17 protein-coding genes and 2 tRNA genes are annotated in these 16,652 nt (G+C 34.5%); 18 read left to right on the top strand and 1 reads right to left on the bottom strand.

The window, feature by feature from the left end; all coding sequences use genetic code 11:
- Positions 1–14 precede the first annotated feature (14 nt).
- The 5 genes from mnmG to CN514_RS09895 all read left to right on the top strand — a co-directional run bounded on the left by mnmG (position 15) and on the right by CN514_RS09895 (position 5,288).
- Positions 15–1,901 (top strand): tRNA uridine-5-carboxymethylaminomethyl(34) synthesis enzyme MnmG, encoded by a 1,887-nt coding sequence (gene mnmG / locus CN514_RS09915; protein WP_098232432.1) that lies wholly within the window; start codon positions 15–17, stop codon positions 1,899–1,901.
- Positions 1,902–1,922: 21 nt separating this feature from the next.
- Entirely contained in the window at positions 1,923–2,642 is a 720-nt protein-coding gene (rsmG, locus tag CN514_RS09910) for a 16S rRNA (guanine(527)-N(7))-methyltransferase RsmG (RefSeq protein ID WP_098232431.1), read from the top strand.
- 133 nt (positions 2,643–2,775) lie between these two features.
- Positions 2,776–3,570, top strand: a complete 795-nt coding sequence (gene noc / locus CN514_RS09905; RefSeq protein WP_483295008.1) for a nucleoid occlusion protein — start codon at positions 2,776–2,778, stop codon at positions 3,568–3,570.
- A gap of 127 nt (positions 3,571–3,697) precedes the next feature.
- Positions 3,698–4,459, top strand: a complete 762-nt coding sequence (locus CN514_RS09900; RefSeq protein WP_025568951.1) for a ParA family protein — start codon at positions 3,698–3,700, stop codon at positions 4,457–4,459.
- The gene (locus CN514_RS09895) at positions 4,452–5,288 is read left to right on the top strand and encodes a ParB/RepB/Spo0J family partition protein (protein ID WP_098232429.1); all 837 of its coding nucleotides are present in this window, start codon (positions 4,452–4,454) and stop codon (positions 5,286–5,288) included. Before CN514_RS09900 ends, CN514_RS09895 begins: the two co-directional genes overlap by 8 nt.
- A 104-nt stretch (positions 5,289–5,392) precedes the next feature.
- Here the strand turns inward: CN514_RS09895 and yyaC are convergent, their stop codons facing one another.
- Positions 5,393–5,980, bottom strand: coding sequence for a spore protease YyaC (gene yyaC / locus CN514_RS09890; protein ID WP_049813552.1), 588 nt, complete (start codon positions 5,978–5,980; stop codon positions 5,393–5,395).
- A 193-nt stretch (positions 5,981–6,173) separates the two neighbouring features.
- Between yyaC and CN514_RS09885 the strand changes: the two genes are divergently transcribed.
- The 13 genes from CN514_RS09885 (at position 6,174) to CN514_RS09825 (ending at position 16,652) form a co-directional block, all read left to right on the top strand.
- Complete coding sequence (locus tag CN514_RS09885) at positions 6,174–7,070, top strand: mechanosensitive ion channel family protein (protein ID WP_098232428.1); 897 nt, start codon at positions 6,174–6,176, stop codon at positions 7,068–7,070.
- A gap of 37 nt (positions 7,071–7,107) precedes the next feature.
- On the top strand, positions 7,108–7,305 hold the full coding sequence (locus CN514_RS09880) for a DUF951 domain-containing protein (RefSeq protein ID WP_098232427.1): 198 nt from the start codon (positions 7,108–7,110) through the stop codon (positions 7,303–7,305).
- A gap of 163 nt (positions 7,306–7,468) precedes the next feature.
- Positions 7,469–8,569 (top strand): redox-regulated ATPase YchF, encoded by a 1,101-nt coding sequence (gene ychF / locus CN514_RS09875; RefSeq protein WP_025568957.1) that lies wholly within the window; start codon positions 7,469–7,471, stop codon positions 8,567–8,569.
- 134 nt (positions 8,570–8,703) lie between these two features.
- Complete coding sequence (rpsF, locus tag CN514_RS09870; RefSeq protein WP_025568958.1) at positions 8,704–8,994, top strand: 30S ribosomal protein S6; 291 nt, start codon at positions 8,704–8,706, stop codon at positions 8,992–8,994.
- Between the two features lie 34 nt (positions 8,995–9,028).
- Positions 9,029–9,514: a single-stranded DNA-binding protein gene (gene ssb / locus CN514_RS09865; RefSeq protein ID WP_098232426.1), complete on the top strand. Its 486-nt coding sequence runs from the start codon at positions 9,029–9,031 to the stop codon at positions 9,512–9,514.
- 80 nt (positions 9,515–9,594) lie between these two features.
- The gene (rpsR, locus tag CN514_RS09860) at positions 9,595–9,828 is read left to right on the top strand and encodes a 30S ribosomal protein S18 (RefSeq protein WP_025568960.1); all 234 of its coding nucleotides are present in this window, start codon (positions 9,595–9,597) and stop codon (positions 9,826–9,828) included.
- Positions 9,829–9,960: 132 nt separating this feature from the next.
- Positions 9,961–10,887: a YybS family protein gene (locus tag CN514_RS09855; protein WP_176525856.1), complete on the top strand. Its 927-nt coding sequence runs from the start codon at positions 9,961–9,963 to the stop codon at positions 10,885–10,887.
- Positions 10,888–10,979: 92 nt separating this feature from the next.
- Positions 10,980–12,956: a DHH family phosphoesterase gene (locus tag CN514_RS09850; RefSeq protein ID WP_098232424.1), complete on the top strand. Its 1,977-nt coding sequence runs from the start codon at positions 10,980–10,982 to the stop codon at positions 12,954–12,956.
- A complete protein-coding gene (gene rplI / locus CN514_RS09845; protein ID WP_097976432.1) occupies positions 12,953–13,396 on the top strand; it encodes a 50S ribosomal protein L9 in 444 nt (147 codons plus the stop codon). The genes CN514_RS09850 and rplI overlap by 4 nt, the downstream gene beginning before the upstream one ends.
- A 27-nt stretch (positions 13,397–13,423) precedes the next feature.
- Positions 13,424–14,782, top strand: coding sequence for a replicative DNA helicase (gene dnaB, locus CN514_RS09840; RefSeq protein WP_098232423.1), 1,359 nt, complete (start codon positions 13,424–13,426; stop codon positions 14,780–14,782).
- A gap of 275 nt (positions 14,783–15,057) precedes the next feature.
- Complete coding sequence (locus CN514_RS09835) at positions 15,058–16,347, top strand: adenylosuccinate synthase (RefSeq protein ID WP_097976434.1); 1,290 nt, start codon at positions 15,058–15,060, stop codon at positions 16,345–16,347.
- Between the two features lie 141 nt (positions 16,348–16,488).
- Positions 16,489–16,561, top strand: a tRNA-Lys gene (locus CN514_RS09830).
- A 19-nt stretch (positions 16,562–16,580) separates the two neighbouring features.
- A tRNA-Glu gene (locus CN514_RS09825) sits at positions 16,581–16,652 on the top strand.

The raw sequence follows: 16,652 nt of genomic DNA, 5'->3' as shown, positions 1-16,652 counted from the left end.
TAGGAGGAGAAAAGATGAGTTTTGAAGCAGGCAATTATGATGTAATCGTTATTGGAGCTGGTCATGCTGGTTGTGAAGCCGGTTTGTCATCTGCTCGAATGGGTGCAAAAACATTAATGCTGACAATAAATCTCGATATGGTAGCATTTATGCCCTGTAACCCATCAGTAGGTGGTCCTGCCAAGGGGATTGTTGTACGTGAAATTGATGCACTTGGCGGTGAAATGGGTCGAAATATCGATAAAACACATATTCAAATGAGAATGTTAAATACAGGTAAAGGTCCGGCAGTACGCGCATTGCGTGCTCAAGCGGATAAATTTGCTTATCAACATGAATTAAAGAAAACTATTGAAAATACAGAGAATCTAACACTAAAGCAAGGGTTAGTAGAAAAATTAATTGTAGAAGATGGACAATGCACAGGTGTAATTACACAAACTGGTGCAATTTATCGTTCAAAAACAGTTGTCATTACAACTGGTACTTTCTTACGCGGAGAAATTATTGTAGGAGAATTAAAATACTCAAGTGGTCCTAATAACCAACAACCAGCAATTAAGCTTTCTGAACACTTAGAGGAATTAGGAATAGAACTTGTTCGTTTTAAAACAGGTACGCCTCCTCGCGTAAATAGTCATAGTATTGATTATTCAAAAACCGAAATACAACCTGGCGATGATGTACCTCGTGCATTTTCATTCGAAACAGAACCGGTTGAAACAGAACAAATTCCTTGTTGGCTAACTTATACAAGTGAAACTACACATCAAATCATCGACGATAACTTACACCGTTCGCCGATGTACTCTGGTATGATTAAAGGTACTGGGCCTCGCTATTGTCCTTCTATTGAGGATAAAGTTGTCCGATTTAATGATAAACCGAGACATCAAATTTTCTTAGAGCCAGAAGGAAGAAATACTCAAGAAGTTTATGTACAAGGATTATCAACTAGTTTACCTGAGGATGTACAGGAAAAGATGCTTCGTTCGATTGCAGGTCTTGAAAATGTTCAAATGATGAGAACTGGATATGCAATTGAATATGACGCGATTGTACCTACTCAATTATGGCCAACATTGGAACTTAAGCAAATTAAGAATTTGTATACTGCTGGTCAAATTAACGGAACTTCGGGTTATGAAGAAGCAGCGGGTCAAGGTTTAATCGCAGGAATTAACGCTGCATGTCGTTCACTAGATAAAGAAGAGTTAATTTTAGATCGCTCAGAAGCTTACATTGGTGTTTTAATAGATGACCTAGTAACGAAAGGGACAAATGAACCATACCGTCTTCTTACTTCTAGAGCAGAATATCGATTATTATTACGTCACGATAATGCCGATTTACGTTTAACTAAAATCGGTCAAAGACTTGGTTTAATAAATGATGAAAGATATGCAGAGTTTGAACAAAAGAAAATGTTAATTGAAGAAGAAATAGAGCGTTTAAAAGCAACGCAATTAAGACCGACAAAAGAAGTACAGGAATTAATTGCAAAAAATGGTGGTAGCGAACTGAAAGATGGCATTCGTGCAGCAGATCTTTTACGTCGTCCTGAAATGCTTTATGAACATATCCATCTTCTTTCTCCATCTGAAAAAGACTTACATTCAGATGTTAAAGAGCAAGTTGAAATACAAATTAAGTACGAAGGTTATATTGAAAAATCATTAAATCAAGTAGAACGTATGAAAAGAATGGATTTAAAGAAAATCCCTGAAAATATCGATTATCAAGCTATTCACGGCCTTGCTACTGAGGCAAGACAAAAGCTTGAGCAAGTGCGTCCTCTATCAGTAGGTCAAGCTTCTCGTATATCTGGTGTTAATCCAGCAGATATTTCAATTCTACTTGTTTATTTAGAACAAGGAAAAATTGCAAGAATATCGAACTAATAATAGATAGGGGTATTACTAGTGAATAAAGAACAATTTATCGCTGCTCTTAAAGATAAAGGAATCCATTTGTCTGATTTTCAATTAAAACAATTTGATATATATTTCCACACATTAGTTGAGTGGAACAATAAAATGAACTTAACTGCAATTACAGAAGAAGAAGAAGTATATTTAAAGCATTTTTATGATTCAATTAGCGCTGCCTTTTATTTCGACTTCGCTGATGAAATTACTTTATGTGATATTGGTGCAGGAGCGGGCTTCCCCTCCATCCCAATTAAAATATGTTTCCCATCTATCAAATTAACGATCGTAGACTCCCTTCAAAAAAGGATTACATTTCTAAACCATTTAGCGAAGGAATTACAATTAGAGAATGTATCATTTATTCATGATCGCGCAGAAACTTTTGCTAAAAGAACTGGTATGAGAGAATCTTTCGATGTTGTAACTGCTAGAGCAGTTGCTAGAATGTCTGTTTTAACTGAATTATGCTTACCACTTGTTAGACAAAATGGCCATTTTGTTGCACTTAAAGGCGCTGCTGGTCAAGAAGAGTTGGATAAAGCAAATTATGCTATAAAAACACTTGGTGGAGAAGTTAAATCAATTAACCACTTCACTCTTCCAAGCGAAGACAGTGATCGAAATATTGTTATAGTAGAAAAGAAACGTAAAACGCCAACTAAGTACCCTCGCAAACCGGGTACCCCTGGTAAAGAACCATTAGAGGTTTAATATGATAAACTAACAAATGTTTCACGTGAAACATTTGTTATGTTTATTCTATTGTGAACGAAATTCTAAAAGGGTGGGAATCACATTGAAAAGCACATTATCTAGGTTATTTGGCTTATCAGAAAAAGAAATTATTGGAGAATCAGTTTCGAGTAATGAAGTTATTCGCCAAATTCCAGTATCGGACACTGTACCGAATCAGTATCAGCCTAGAACATTCTTTGATGATGAAAAAATTAAAGAACTAGCGCTTACGATTCGAACTCATGGTATTATTCAACCAATTGTTGTTAGGGAAATTAGACCAAACTTTTATGAAATAATTGCCGGGGAAAGAAGATTCAGGGCTGTTTCATCATTGGGTTGGGATACAATTCCTGCAATTGTGAAAACGTTTAACGATACAGAGACTGCCTCCGTCGCTCTGATTGAAAATTTACAACGTGAAGAACTATCTCCTTTTGAAGAAGCCGTAGCTTACCAAAAACTAATTGATTTACATAATTTAACTCAAGAGGCTCTAGCTCAGCGGCTAGGTAAAGGTCAATCGACTGTTGCAAATAAACTGAGATTGTTAAAACTTCCTGGGGAAATACAACAAGCATTATTGGATAAGTCGATTACGGAACGTCATGCACGAGCACTTATTCCATTAAAGCTGCCTCAACTACAAATTACTCTTCTTCATGAAATAATTGAAAAACAATTAAATGTTAAACAAACAGAAGAACGAGTAGTTTCATTACTTACTGAGAAAAAACCGAAGGCTAAACGTAAATTTAAGGCTATTAGTAAAGACATTAGAATTGCGATGAATACGATCCGTGAATCTTTACAAATGGTTACTAAAACAGGCATGAATATCGATAGTCAAGAAGAAGAACATGATGACTATTACCAAATAACAATTAAAATACCAAAAAAATAAACTTTAAATTCACCTCTTTTCAGTGGTGAATTTTTTTATTCATTTTTAAATCTAGACACAACGATGAATCTATTCATGGTAAAATAGAAATTAAGAATTGTTTGTTGTGGAAGGAGTAGATTACATAGTGGTTAAAGTAATCTCTATAGCTAACCAAAAAGGTGGTGTTGGTAAGACTACAACATCTGTAAATTTAAGTGCTTGTTTAGCTCACTTAGGAAAAAAAGTATTACTAGTCGATATAGATCCTCAAGGTAATGCAACTAGTGGTATTGGAATTGAAAAGGCTGATGTAAATCAGTGTGTTTACAATGTATTAGTTGATGATGTTGAGGCGAAAAATGTCATTTTAAACACTGCTATTCCAAATTTTGATATTATTCCAGCAACAATTCAACTTGCTGGAGCAGAAATTGAATTAGTACCTACTATTTCTAGAGAAGTACGATTAAAGCGTGCTTTAGATACAGTCAAAGGTAACTATGATTATATTTTAATAGATTGTCCTCCATCACTAGGGTTATTAACTTTAAACTCACTAACTGCATCTGATTCAATTATTATTCCAGTTCAATGTGAGTATTACGCACTTGAAGGTTTAAGTCAGCTATTAAGTACTGTACGTTTAGTACAAAAACATTTAAATAAAAATTTAGCAATTGAAGGCGTATTGTTAACAATGCTAGATGCTCGTACAAATTTAGGGCTCCAAGTTATAGAAGAAGTAAAAAAATATTTTCAAGATCGCGTCTATAAATCAATTATTCCAAGAAATGTACGCTTAAGTGAAGCACCAAGTCATGGTAAACCGATCATTACATATGATCCAAAGTCAAGAGGTGCAGAAGTATATCTCGATCTAGCAAAGGAAGTGATTGATAATGGCTAAAGGTTTAGGTAAAGGTATTGGAGCATTTTTTCAAGATATAAATCAGCAAGAAGAGTTAGTTCAGGAAATTGATCTTAAAGAACTTAGACCTAACCCATACCAACCTCGCAAAGTATTTGATGAGACTGCAATGTTAGAATTAACTCAGTCAGTGATTGAACATGGAATTCTTCAACCAATCATTGCTAGAAAAAGCATAAAAGGTTTCCAAATCGTTGCTGGAGAAAGACGATATCGCGCTGCAAAAAATGCGGGTTTAAATACAGTTCCAGTTATTGTAAGAGATCTTACAGAAGAGCAAATGATGGAGTTAGCTTTATTAGAAAATTTACAGCGAGATGATTTAAATCCTCTTGAAGAAGCTGAAGCATATCAAACTTTAATTGAACAGCTACACTTAACACAAGAACAACTGGCAAAGAAACTTGGAAAAAGTCGTCCACATATTGCTAACTATTTAAGAATTTTAACTTTACCGAACTCTGTTCAAAAGATGGTTGAAGAAGGTACTCTCTCAATGGGACACGGAAGAGCACTTTTAGGACTAAAACGAAAAGGGTTAATTGAAGGCACCGCACTAAAAGTAATTGAAAAAAACCTAAGTGTTCGTGAGGTTGAAACGTTAGTCAATGATCTAAATGAAAATGTTTCACGTGAAACATCAAAGAAAAACCCGACTAAAAACATATTTTTTAGTGAGTATGAGGATCTTTTACAAGAAAAATTCGGAACGTCAGTTAAAATTAAATCGGCTAAAGATAAAGGGAAAATAGAAATCCAATTCTTTAACAAAGAGGATTTGGAGAGAATTCTTTCAATTATAAAATGAGTTACTCATAGGGAATATTAAATGTGTTGGCTTCCAATACAGTTAATACTCCCTTTTTGTTTTTATCTGACTTTTTTATAATTGAAAGTTAGGAAACTATTATGTTAAAAATCTAATTGGCACGTAAATTTTCTTTCAGTTTCTTTAATTGAATTCGCAATAAACTTAGCCATTTTCATTACAAGGCTTAATCTAGTATTTTGTAGAACGTAGAATTCCATAAATCCACTAACATTTACAACTCCGGTTAAATTAATTTCACCAACTAAAGGTAATTCTTTTTTCATTGCTGCTCCAGGTTTTAATGGACCATTGGATAAACGTACGCTACCAATACTTTTTACTCTGCCTAAACATGCATCTACAGCAATGATAAATGGATTGTTATACTTGCCTTTAATTCTTTCAAGTTGTTCTGAAAGATTTAACGCATGAATTGGCTCATCAAGAGTACCATAATAATGAAACCTACTTAAGTTTAATTCTCCTAACATGGTTCCAACTAAAGGACCTAAAGAGTCTCCCGTAGAACGGTCAGTTCCAATACATACAAAAACAATTTCTTTAGTGTGTACACTTGGAAGCGACTTACATAAACGATCTGCAAATCTGTTAATAGCGTTTTCGTCATCTAGAAATACAGAATAATCATCCTTGAATAGGTTACGCAAAGGATTTGCTGAAAATTGCATAATATCGCCTACTTTTCATTTAAGAGAGTAGTATTAGTTTATGCAAAATTTAAACAATTTATACTTTCGTCAAGCGATCTTCGTTATTAAATTAAACTATTATTACATTTGTTCATATTTGTAGTTTTAAAATGATAATTCGTTTAGTATTACGATTGAAGTCACTTGAAAATAGATAGGGGGAAAAGACAGTATGAATAATGCAGCAGATAAAATAGAACATGCTGAAAAAGTAATAAAGAAAAGCATGCTAACTCCAGAACAATGGGACACAATTTTAAATTCATCAATAAAAATAGTGCTAATTATTATCGTTTCAGTATTAGCTGTAAAACTCGGAAGAAAGTTAATCCGTAATCTCTTAAAGGTTAATGCTAGAGGACCGTTACAAGTATCAGAAAGAAGATCAGTAACACTTATTAAATTGATGGAAAATGTACTTGCATATGTAATATTCTTTATTGCTGCTTTGACGATTCTCCCGATATTTGGTGTGGAAATAAAAGGACTTTTAGTTGGAGCAGGAATAGGTGGCGTAGCAATTGGTTTTGGTGCACAAAGTTTAGTAAAAGATATCATTTCTGGATTTTTTATTTTGTTTGAAGATCAGTTTTCAGTTGGTGACTATATTAGAGTTCAAACTTTCGAAGGAACAGTATTATCAATTGGTTTAAAAACAACTAAAATTAGAAGCGGAACTGGTGAGCTTCATATCATCCAAAATGGAATGATTACTGAAGTGACCAATTTTTCATTACATAATGCTGTGGCAATGGTCGATGTTAGTATTTCATATGAGGGTGATATTGAACATGCGCAAAATGTAATTGAAGAGCATTTGGAAACTATGCCAGCTAGATATGAAGAAATGGTAAAACCTCCAGAGTTTCTTGGGATACAAAACTTAGGTCCATCTGAAGTAACATTGCGTATCGCTTCAGAAGTTAGACCAATGACACAGTTTAAAATTTCTAGAGCAATTCGAAAAGAAATTAAGGAAGTACTTGAAAGAAATAACATAGAAATCCCATATCCAAAGATGGTATTATATAAACAACCAGAAACTAAAAATGAAAATGCGAATGTTTAGTTTGTATGCTACTATTTTAAGGAAGTGAAGTTTTTACATGGAAGAGAAAGAATTTAACCTAAATGATATAGTAGAAATGAAAAAACCTCATCCTTGTGGAGTGAACAGATGGAAAATTATTCGAATGGGTATGGACATTCGATTAAAATGTGAGGGATGTGAGCATAGCGTTTTAATACCTCGCAGAGAGTTCACACGAAAATTAAAAAAGGTTTTAGTTCGATCTGAAGAGTAGGACGATTTTTAAATCAATGGGTATCTAGTAGAGCAATTTGAAGGATCGCTCATATTAGATACCTTTTGTATGTTTAGAATTAATATTCAGATTTTCTTGTTATTTTTTTTTGAAATCAATATAATTGTGAAAGATTAACTAAGTTCGTATAGGAGTGGAAAATATGCCATTAACAGCAGGAATCGTAGGATTACCAAACGTAGGAAAGTCGACATTATTTAATGCAATTACACAAGCGGGAGCTGAATCAGCAAACTATCCGTTTTGTACAATTGATCCAAACGTAGGTGTGGTAGAAGTACCAGATTACCGTTTAGTAAAATTAACTGAATTAGTTCAACCTAAAAAAACTGTTCCAACAACTTTTGAATTTACCGATATCGCAGGGATCGTTAAAGGTGCAAGTAAAGGTGAAGGGTTAGGTAATAAGTTTTTATCTCATATTCGTGAAGTGGACGCAATTTGCCAAGTAGTACGTTGCTTTGTAGATGATAATATTACTCACGTATCTGGAAAGGTAGATCCAATTGCAGATATTGAAACAATTAACTTAGAACTAATTCTTGCAGACTTAGAATCAGTTGAAAAACGTATTGATCGTGTAGCTAAATTAGCGAAACAAAAAGATAAAGATGCATCTTATGAACATGAAATTTTAGTAAAATTAAGAGACGCATTTGAAAATGACAAGCCAGCTCGTTCAGTAGAGTTTACAGAAGAACAAATGAAAGTAGTAAAAGGTTTACACTTATTAACGACTAAGCCAATGCTTTACATCACTAATGTTGGCGAGGATGAAATCGCAGATGCTTCATCAAACGAATACGTTGAAAAAGTAAGAGAATTTGCAGCTAAAGAAGGTTCTCAAGTAATTGTAATTAGTGCAAAAATTGAAGAAGAAATTGCTGAGCTAGATGATGAAGAGAAACGTACATTCCTTCAAGAACTTGGAATTGAAGAATCAGGTTTAGATCAATTAATTCGTGCAGCTTATTCTTTATTAGGATTGGCAACTTATTTCACTGCAGGTGTACAAGAAGTAAGAGCTTGGACATTTAAAAAAGGTATGAAAGCTCCACAATGTGCTGGCGTAATTCATAGCGACTTCGAACGTGGCTTTATCCGCGCAGAAACAGTTTCTTTTGAAGATTTAGCGACTTATGGTAACATGACAGCATCAAAAGAAGCAGGTAAAGTACGTCTTGAAGGTAAAGAGTATATCGTACAAGATGGAGATGTAATGCATTTCCGATTTAATGTTTAATGAAATAGCAACTGAATTTTGATTTGCTATCTTAAAAAAACTATGCTATAATTTTAACTCGTGAGTGATTAATTAAATTTAAATTGCTCCTTGCCCTTAATTGGGCCGTTAGACCAAAAGGAGGTGACATTGTGATGAATAAATACGAAATCATGTACATCGTTCGTCCAAACATGGAAGACGAAGCACAAAAAGCATTAGTTGAGCGTTTCAACGGCGTTTTAACTGAACAAGGTGCTGAAATCACAAACGTTAAAGAGTGGGGTAAACGTCGTTTAGCTTATGAAATTAACGATTTCCGTGATGGACACTACATGCTTGTAAACGTTTCTGCTAAGCCAGAAGCTGTACAAGAATTCGATCGTTTAGCGAAAATCAGCGAAGATATCATCCGCCACATCGTTATTCGTGAAGAAGAAAAATAATATTTTTTAAATGCTTTAGGGAGGTAGGAATCAGATGATTAATCGTGTTGTACTTGTAGGTCGCTTAACAAAGGATCCGGACTTACGTTATACGCCAAGTGGGGTTGCCGTTGCAACATTTACTCTAGCGGTGAATCGTACCTACTCAAATCAGCAAGGCGAAAGAGAAGCAGATTTTATTAACTGCGTTATCTGGAGAAAGCCTGCTGAAAACGTAGCAAACTTCTTGAAAAAAGGAAGCTTAGCTGGCGTTGAGGGGCGTATTCAAACTAGAAGTTTTGATGGTCAAGATGGTAAGAGAGTATATGTAACTGAAGTTGTAGCTGACTCTGTTCAATTCTTAGAACCAAGAAATGCATCAGGTAACCAAGGTGGTTCATTCGGTATGAATCAACAAAATCAAGGTTTTAACGCTGGAAATCCTTTCGAAGCACCATCCGGGAAGCCTAGCTTTAATGAGGATCCATTTGGTGGGACAAGCAAAACGATTGATATTACTGATGACGATCTTCCTTTCTAATAATAAAAACAGTGTAATGTTGAACGGTTAGCATTACTAAAAAACTAATTTTTAAGTAGAGGAGGGAAATAACAATGGCAATGGGTGGACGCAAAGGTGGACGCGCTAAACGTCGTAAAGTTTGTTACTTTACTTCAAATGGCATCACTACAATCGACTTCAAAGATACTGAGTTATTAAAACGTTTCGTTTCTGAACGTGGTAAAATTTTACCTCGTCGTGTAACTGGTACTTCTGCGAAATACCAACGTAAATTAACGATCGCAATCAAACGCGCTCGTCAAATGGCTTTATTACCATACGTAGCTGAATAAGCTAAGTAATAAAAAGTACAGCATTCTCGTGCTGTACTTTTTTTGTATTTATGAAAAAATAAGTTTTATGGTAAAATAAGAAATAGTATGCTTATCGCGAAATAAGTAGGGGTAGTTGAAAGGAGCTTTATTTTGAAATCGACTCGATTTATTACCGAGGGTGCAGTACTATTAGCTATTTACTCAGTACTACTGTTAATATTTAGATTTGTACCGTTTCTCTCAATATTTATGGCATTCCTTATGCCGCTGCCGTTTATTATTCTAAGTATTAAATACTCAATTAAAGAATCACTTTTACTTTGCTGTGTGGCGCTGGGATTAACAATTGTGATTACCTCATTTAATTTACTTCCAGTTACTTTAATGTACTCAACAGTTGGTATAGCATTTGGTTATCTATTGAAAAATGAGCGAAGTAAAGGCGAAATATTACTTACTAGTACTTTCTTATATTTAATACATACAGTACTATCGTACATACTATTCAAAGCTGTTTTTCATATTGATTTCATTAAAGAGAATATAGACTTGGCAACGGAAGCTATAGAAAAAAGTAAGGAACTAAGTGCCAGTCTTGGTACTAATGCCAATGAGAAGGCATTAGATAGTCTTACAAATGCTATTAAATTAATCCCTACATTAATTCCTTCATTATTGTTAATGGTTAGTTTTATACTTGCTTTTTTAACACAACTAGTAACTTTTCCATTAATAAGGAGATTAGGTTATAAAACTCCGAAATTTAAGCCATTTAGAGAGTTTAGACTGCCAGTAGGATTCATGTGGTTCTTTTTAATTGTAATGATTTTTTCATTCTTCAATTTGAAACAAAGTAGTTTCCTCAGCACAGCAGTGATTAACTTAACATATGTACTTCAAATTTTACTGCTCGTTCAAGGTTACGCATCGATCTTTTATTTTAGTTATTTAAAACATTTTTCTAAAGCGGTACCAATTATTATATTGATCGCAAGTTTTATCATTAAACCATTAATTTATATTGTTTTACTAATTGGAATTGTCTCAATTGGAATATTTAATAGAAGAAAAATTTAAACTTAAAAACATATTTGTTACTAATTTGTTGTGAAAAAGTGAATAAACTTTAATATGTAGGTTAGATTTTATTTGGCTTAGGGGTTGAACATATGCAAGATTTTCATAAGAAACAGATGTTTCTTATACCCGTCTATCTTTTAACTGCTCTTTCAGTGTTTCTGATCGGTACTGTGGTCTATATTCAACCTAAAATAGGGATAATTTTTATCGTTATCTTTTTATGCGTTATTTTTCTAGTTGTAAAGTTAGAAATTAAGTACCGCTACGTTTTAGATATGTATATAGAATCAGTTATGTCGAGAGTGAAGAATTTAAGTAACGAAGCAATTACAGAAATGCCAATTGGAGTATTACTTTATGATAGAGAGTACCATATTGAATGGGGCAATCAATATATTTTAAATATTTTAGATGACCGTTCATTAATTGGTAAACACATATATGATCTATCTGAAGGATTAATGGCTTTAATTTCGAAAAAAGAGAAAAAAGAAGATGTATTAAATATAAGTAAAAGAACATATCGGGTAGTTATTAAAAGGGAAGAGCGATACATTTACTTATTTGATGTGACAGAACAGGCGCAACTAGAGAAGTTATACGAAGATCAAAGAACAGTAATCGGAATTATTTTACTAGATAATTACGATGAAATGACACAAGGCTTAGATGATCAGGAGCGTTCTAGTGTAAATGGTGCAGTAACAACAATGTTAAATAGTTGGGCTAATGGCCATGGTATGTTCTTGAAACGTGTTTCATCCGATCGATATAGTGTAGTTTTAAATGAAGGAATTCTGGCAGCATTAGAAAATAATAAATTCTCTATATTAGACCAAGTAAGGGAAGAAACTACAAAGCGTAATTTACCTCTTACTCTAAGCGTCGGTGTCGGAGTAGGTAGTTTGAATTTAACCGAACTTGGCCAACTAGCTCAATCTGGTTTAGATTTAGCACTAGGGCGTGGGGGAGATCAAGTAACTGTTAAAAACATTAATGGTAAAGTAAAGTTTTTTGGTGGAAAAACAAACCCTGTAGAAAAGAGGACGAGGGTTAGAGCGAGGGTAATCTCGCATGCATTAAGAGATTTAATGAAGAGTAGCGCCAATGTTATGATAATGGGTCATAAGTTACCCGACATGGATGCTCTTGGTTCAGCGGTTGGTATCTTAAAAATGGTAATGCATAACGAAGTGGATGGTTATGTAGTAATTGATAAAGAGGAAGTAGATAAAAGCGTTAATCGTTTGATGAGGGAAATGTCTAAAAATGAACAATTTATGTCTTGTTTTATTTCACCTGAAAAAGCAAAAGAACTTATTTCTGAAGATACATTAATAATCGTAGTAGATACCCATAGACCAACAATGGTTGAAGAAGAATCACTTTTAAATGAAACAGATAAAATTGTTGTGATAGACCATCATCGACGAGGAGAAGACTTCATTAAGGATGCAATTCTTGTTTATATGGAGCCGTACGCGTCCTCTACTGCAGAATTAGTAACTGAGTTATTGGAGTACCAACCTAAGAAAATAAAATTAAGCATGCTTGAGGCAACAGCTCTACTTGCAGGTATTATTGTTGATACAAAAAGCTTTACTTTCCGAACAGGGGCACGAACTTTTGATGCAGCGTCTTTCTTGCGTTCGAATGGCGCAGATACGATCCTCGTTCAAAATTTACTTAAACAAGATATGAATGAATATATTCGTAAAGCAGAATTGATAGAGGAAGCCTATATGTACAAAGAGGGCTTTGCGATTAGCTTTGGAAAAGACAATGTAAACTATGATCAAGTTTTAATCGCAAAGGCTGCAGATACATTATTAACGATGACTGATGTCATTGCATCTTTTGTTATTGCGAAAAGGTCAGATAATGTTGTTAGCATCAGCAGCCGTTCATTAGGGAATATAAATGTTCAATTAATAATGGAAGAGCTTGGCGGTGGCGGTCATTTAACAAATGCTGCTGCACAAATTGAATCTTCTTCAATCAGAGAAGTTGAACAACATTTATTGAGAATAATCGATGAATATATTGAAGGGAGAACAAACAAATGAAAGTAATTTTCTTAAAAGATGTAAAAGGAAAAGGTAAAAAAGGAGAAACTAAAAATATCGCAGATGGCTATGCAAGTTTCCTAATCAAAAACGGAGATGCTATTGAAGCTACCGCAGGTAATATGAAAACTCTTGAAGCGAAAAAAAATAAAGAATTAAAAGATGCACAAATCGAATTAGAAAATTGTAAAAAGCTAAAAGAAACAATTGAAACTTTAACAGTAGAACTAAAAGCTAAGTCAGGTGAGGGAGGCCGTCTATTCGGATCAATCACAAGCAAGCAAATTGCAGATGAGCTTAATAAAGTGCATGGTATTAAACTAGATAAGCGTAAATTCGAAATGAATGACGCGATTAGAGGACTAGGTGTAACAAATATTAAAGTAAAATTACATCCTGAAGTAAGTGCAACTTTAAAAGTACACGTTAAAGAACAATAAGAAAAACAAGCATCTGGAGGACTAGAAATGAGTGATTTGCTAAATGATCGTACTCCACCACAGAATATAGAAGCTGAACAGGCTGTATTAGGGGCCATCCTGTTAGACTCAGAGGCGCTAATACCAACTTCAGAACGGCTTTTACCAGATGACTTTTATCGAGCTGCCCATCAAAAAATATTTGAAGCGATGCTTAAGATTGCTTCAAGGAATGAGCCTTTAGATGTTATCACGCTAACTTCTGAACTAGCTAATCAAGGAGTGTTAGAAGAAGTAGGAGGAGTATCATACTTAAATGATTTGTTGGCTTCAGTACCAACGGCATCTAATGTTGAATACTATGCAAAGAGCGTTGAAGAAAAATCTACTTTAAGAAGATTAATAAGAACCGCTACAAATATTGTAACGGAAAGCTATGCGCCAGATATTCCAGTAGATGTTGTACTAAACGAAGCTGAAAAAAGTATTTTAAAAGTAGCTCAGCGCACAAATGTTTCTGGTTTTCAAAGTATTAAAGATGTAGTATTTACTACATTTAGTAAAATTGAGACTTTGTTTAATCAACGTGGCGAAATCACTGGTGTACCGACAGGGTTTACTGATTTAGATCGTATGACAGCGGGATTTCAGCCGAATGACTTAATTATAGTAGCCGCCCGTCCTTCAGTAGGTAAAACGGCTTTTGCATTGAATATCGCACAGAACGTAGCGACTAAAACAGATGAAAACGTAGCAATTTTCAGTCTTGAGATGGGATCAGATCAGCTTGTTATGCGTATGCTATGTGCGGAAGGAAATATTAACGCACAGGCATTGCGTACAGGTAATCTTGAACAAGAGGACTGGAATAAGCTTACGATGGCTGCTAGTAGCCTAGCTGGTACAGGCATATATATCGATGACACACCTGGTATTAGAGTAAATGACATACGTGCTAAGTGTAGAAGGTTGAAGCAAGAGCATGGCTTAGGAATGATCCTAATTGATTATCTGCAGCTTATTCAAGGTAACGGCAAAAGTGGAGAAAATCGTCAACAAGAAGTATCTGAAATTTCAAGATCTCTTAAAGGACTGGCAAGGGAATTAAAAGTGCCTCTAATAGCCTTATCTCAGCTATCACGAAGCGTTGAGTCAAGACAGGATAAACGTCCAATGATGTCTGATATCCGTGAATCAGGAAGTATTGAGCAAGATGCGGATATTGTTGCGTTCTTATACCGAGATGATTACTATGATAAAGAATCAGAGAATAAAAATATTATTGAAATCATTATTGCTAAACAAAGGAATGGTCCAGTAGGGACTGTTTCATTAGCATTCGTAAAAGAATATAACAAGTTCGTAAACTTAGAACGAAGGTTTGATGAGCAAGTACCAGGTGCCTAAAAATAGTTTGGAATCAGACAGGCGCAAATATCTTCAATCGTCTGATCTCTACTATATGGGATCTCATCTAAAAAATAATCACATAGTGAATCTATGTGATTATTTTTTTTTGTTAGGGCAAACTATTTTTATCAAATTCTTTAGTTTGTATTTACGAACAAATAAAACTTAAAATGGAATTATTTAAAGAGGTTTATTGACAAATTCCGTAAGTTTGATATACTAGTTTTGGTTTTAGTTCGGAAATAGCGTAATTTAATCGGAGGTGCAGTACATTGTCATCAGTAGTAGTAGTTGGTTCTCAATGGGGAGACGAAGGAAAAGGAAAAATTACTGACTTTTTATCACAACAGGCAGAAGTAGTTGCTAGATATCAAGGTGGTAACAATGCAGGTCATACAATCGTATTTAATGGTGAAAAGTACAAACTTCATTTAATTCCATCAGGTATTTTCTTCTCAGATAAAATTTGTGTTATCGGAAATGGTATGGTTGTAGATCCTAAAGCTTTAGTTCAAGAGCTAGCATACCTACATGATAAAGGTGTTTCAACTGACAACTTACGTATTAGTAATCGTGCTCATGTTATCTTACCTTATCATTTAAAACAAGATGAGTTAGAAGAAGAGCGTAAAGGTGATAATAAGATTGGTACTACTAAAAAAGGTATTGGACCAGCTTATATGGACAAAGCTGCTCGTGTGGGAATCCGTATGGCAGACCTTTTAGATAAAGAAGAGTTTTACGAAAAATTAAAACGTAATCTTGAAGAGAAAAATAATTTATTTGAAAAAATGTATGATTCAAATTCATTAAATATCGAAGAGATTTTTGAAGAATATTATGAGTTCGGACAACAAATTAAAAAATATGTGTGTGATACTTCTGTTGTATTAAATGATGCAATTGATGGTGGAAAGCGCGTATTATTTGAAGGCGCACAAGGTGTAATGCTAGATATCGACCAAGGTACATACCCATTCGTTACTTCTTCTAACCCAGTTGCAGGTGGAGTAACAATTGGATCTGGTGTTGGTCCGACAAAAATTAATCACGTTGTTGGTGTATGTAAAGCTTACACTACTCGTGTTGGTGAAGGTGCATTCCCAACTGAGCTTTTCGACGAAATTGGAAATACAATTCGTGAAGTAGGTCGTGAGTACGGTACAACTACTGGAAGACCAAGACGTGTAGGTTGGTTTGATAGTGTAGTAGTTCGCCACGCTCGTCGCGTTAGTGGTATTACTGATTTATCACTTAACTCAATTGACGTATTAACAGGTCTAGAGACTGTAAAAATTTGCGTTGCTTATAAATTCCGTGGAGAAACAATTACTGAATTCCCTGCTAGCTTAAAACAACTTGCAGAATGTGAGCCAGTTTATGAAGAACTTCCAGGTTGGACAGAAGATATTACAGGAGTAAAAACTCTTAATGAACTACCAGTTAATGCAAGACATTATGTAGAACGTGTGTCCCAATTAGTAGGTATTCCGTTATCTGTTTTCTCAGTTGGTCCAGATCGTAACCAAACGAATATCGTACGTAACGTTTACGGAGCTTAATATAATAAAAAGCCCTTAAATAAAAATTTAGGGGCTTTTATTATTTTTTTTTTAAAAAAACTATTGCTAAATTATTAGAAAGTATGGTAAGATAAATCTTGTCGTCATAACTAGTACATAGTTTATGAAGTTAATCATTGTGAGCCATTAGCTCAGTAGGTAGAGCATCTGACTTTTAATCAGAGGGTCGAAGGTTCGAATCCTTCATGGCTCATCTTTTCTTAAATTAATGTGGCCCGTTGGTCAAGCGGTTAAGACACCGCCCTTTCACGGCGGTAACACGGGTTCGAGTCCCGTACGGGTCA

The sequence above is a fragment of the Bacillus sp. AFS001701 genome (assembly GCF_002559405.1).
In the GTDB taxonomy this organism is placed as follows: Bacteria; Bacillota; Bacilli; order Bacillales; family Bacillaceae_G; genus Gottfriedia.
The sequence above is the reverse complement of the archived record's forward strand: the minus strand, read 5'-3'. Positions and strand labels throughout refer to the sequence as shown.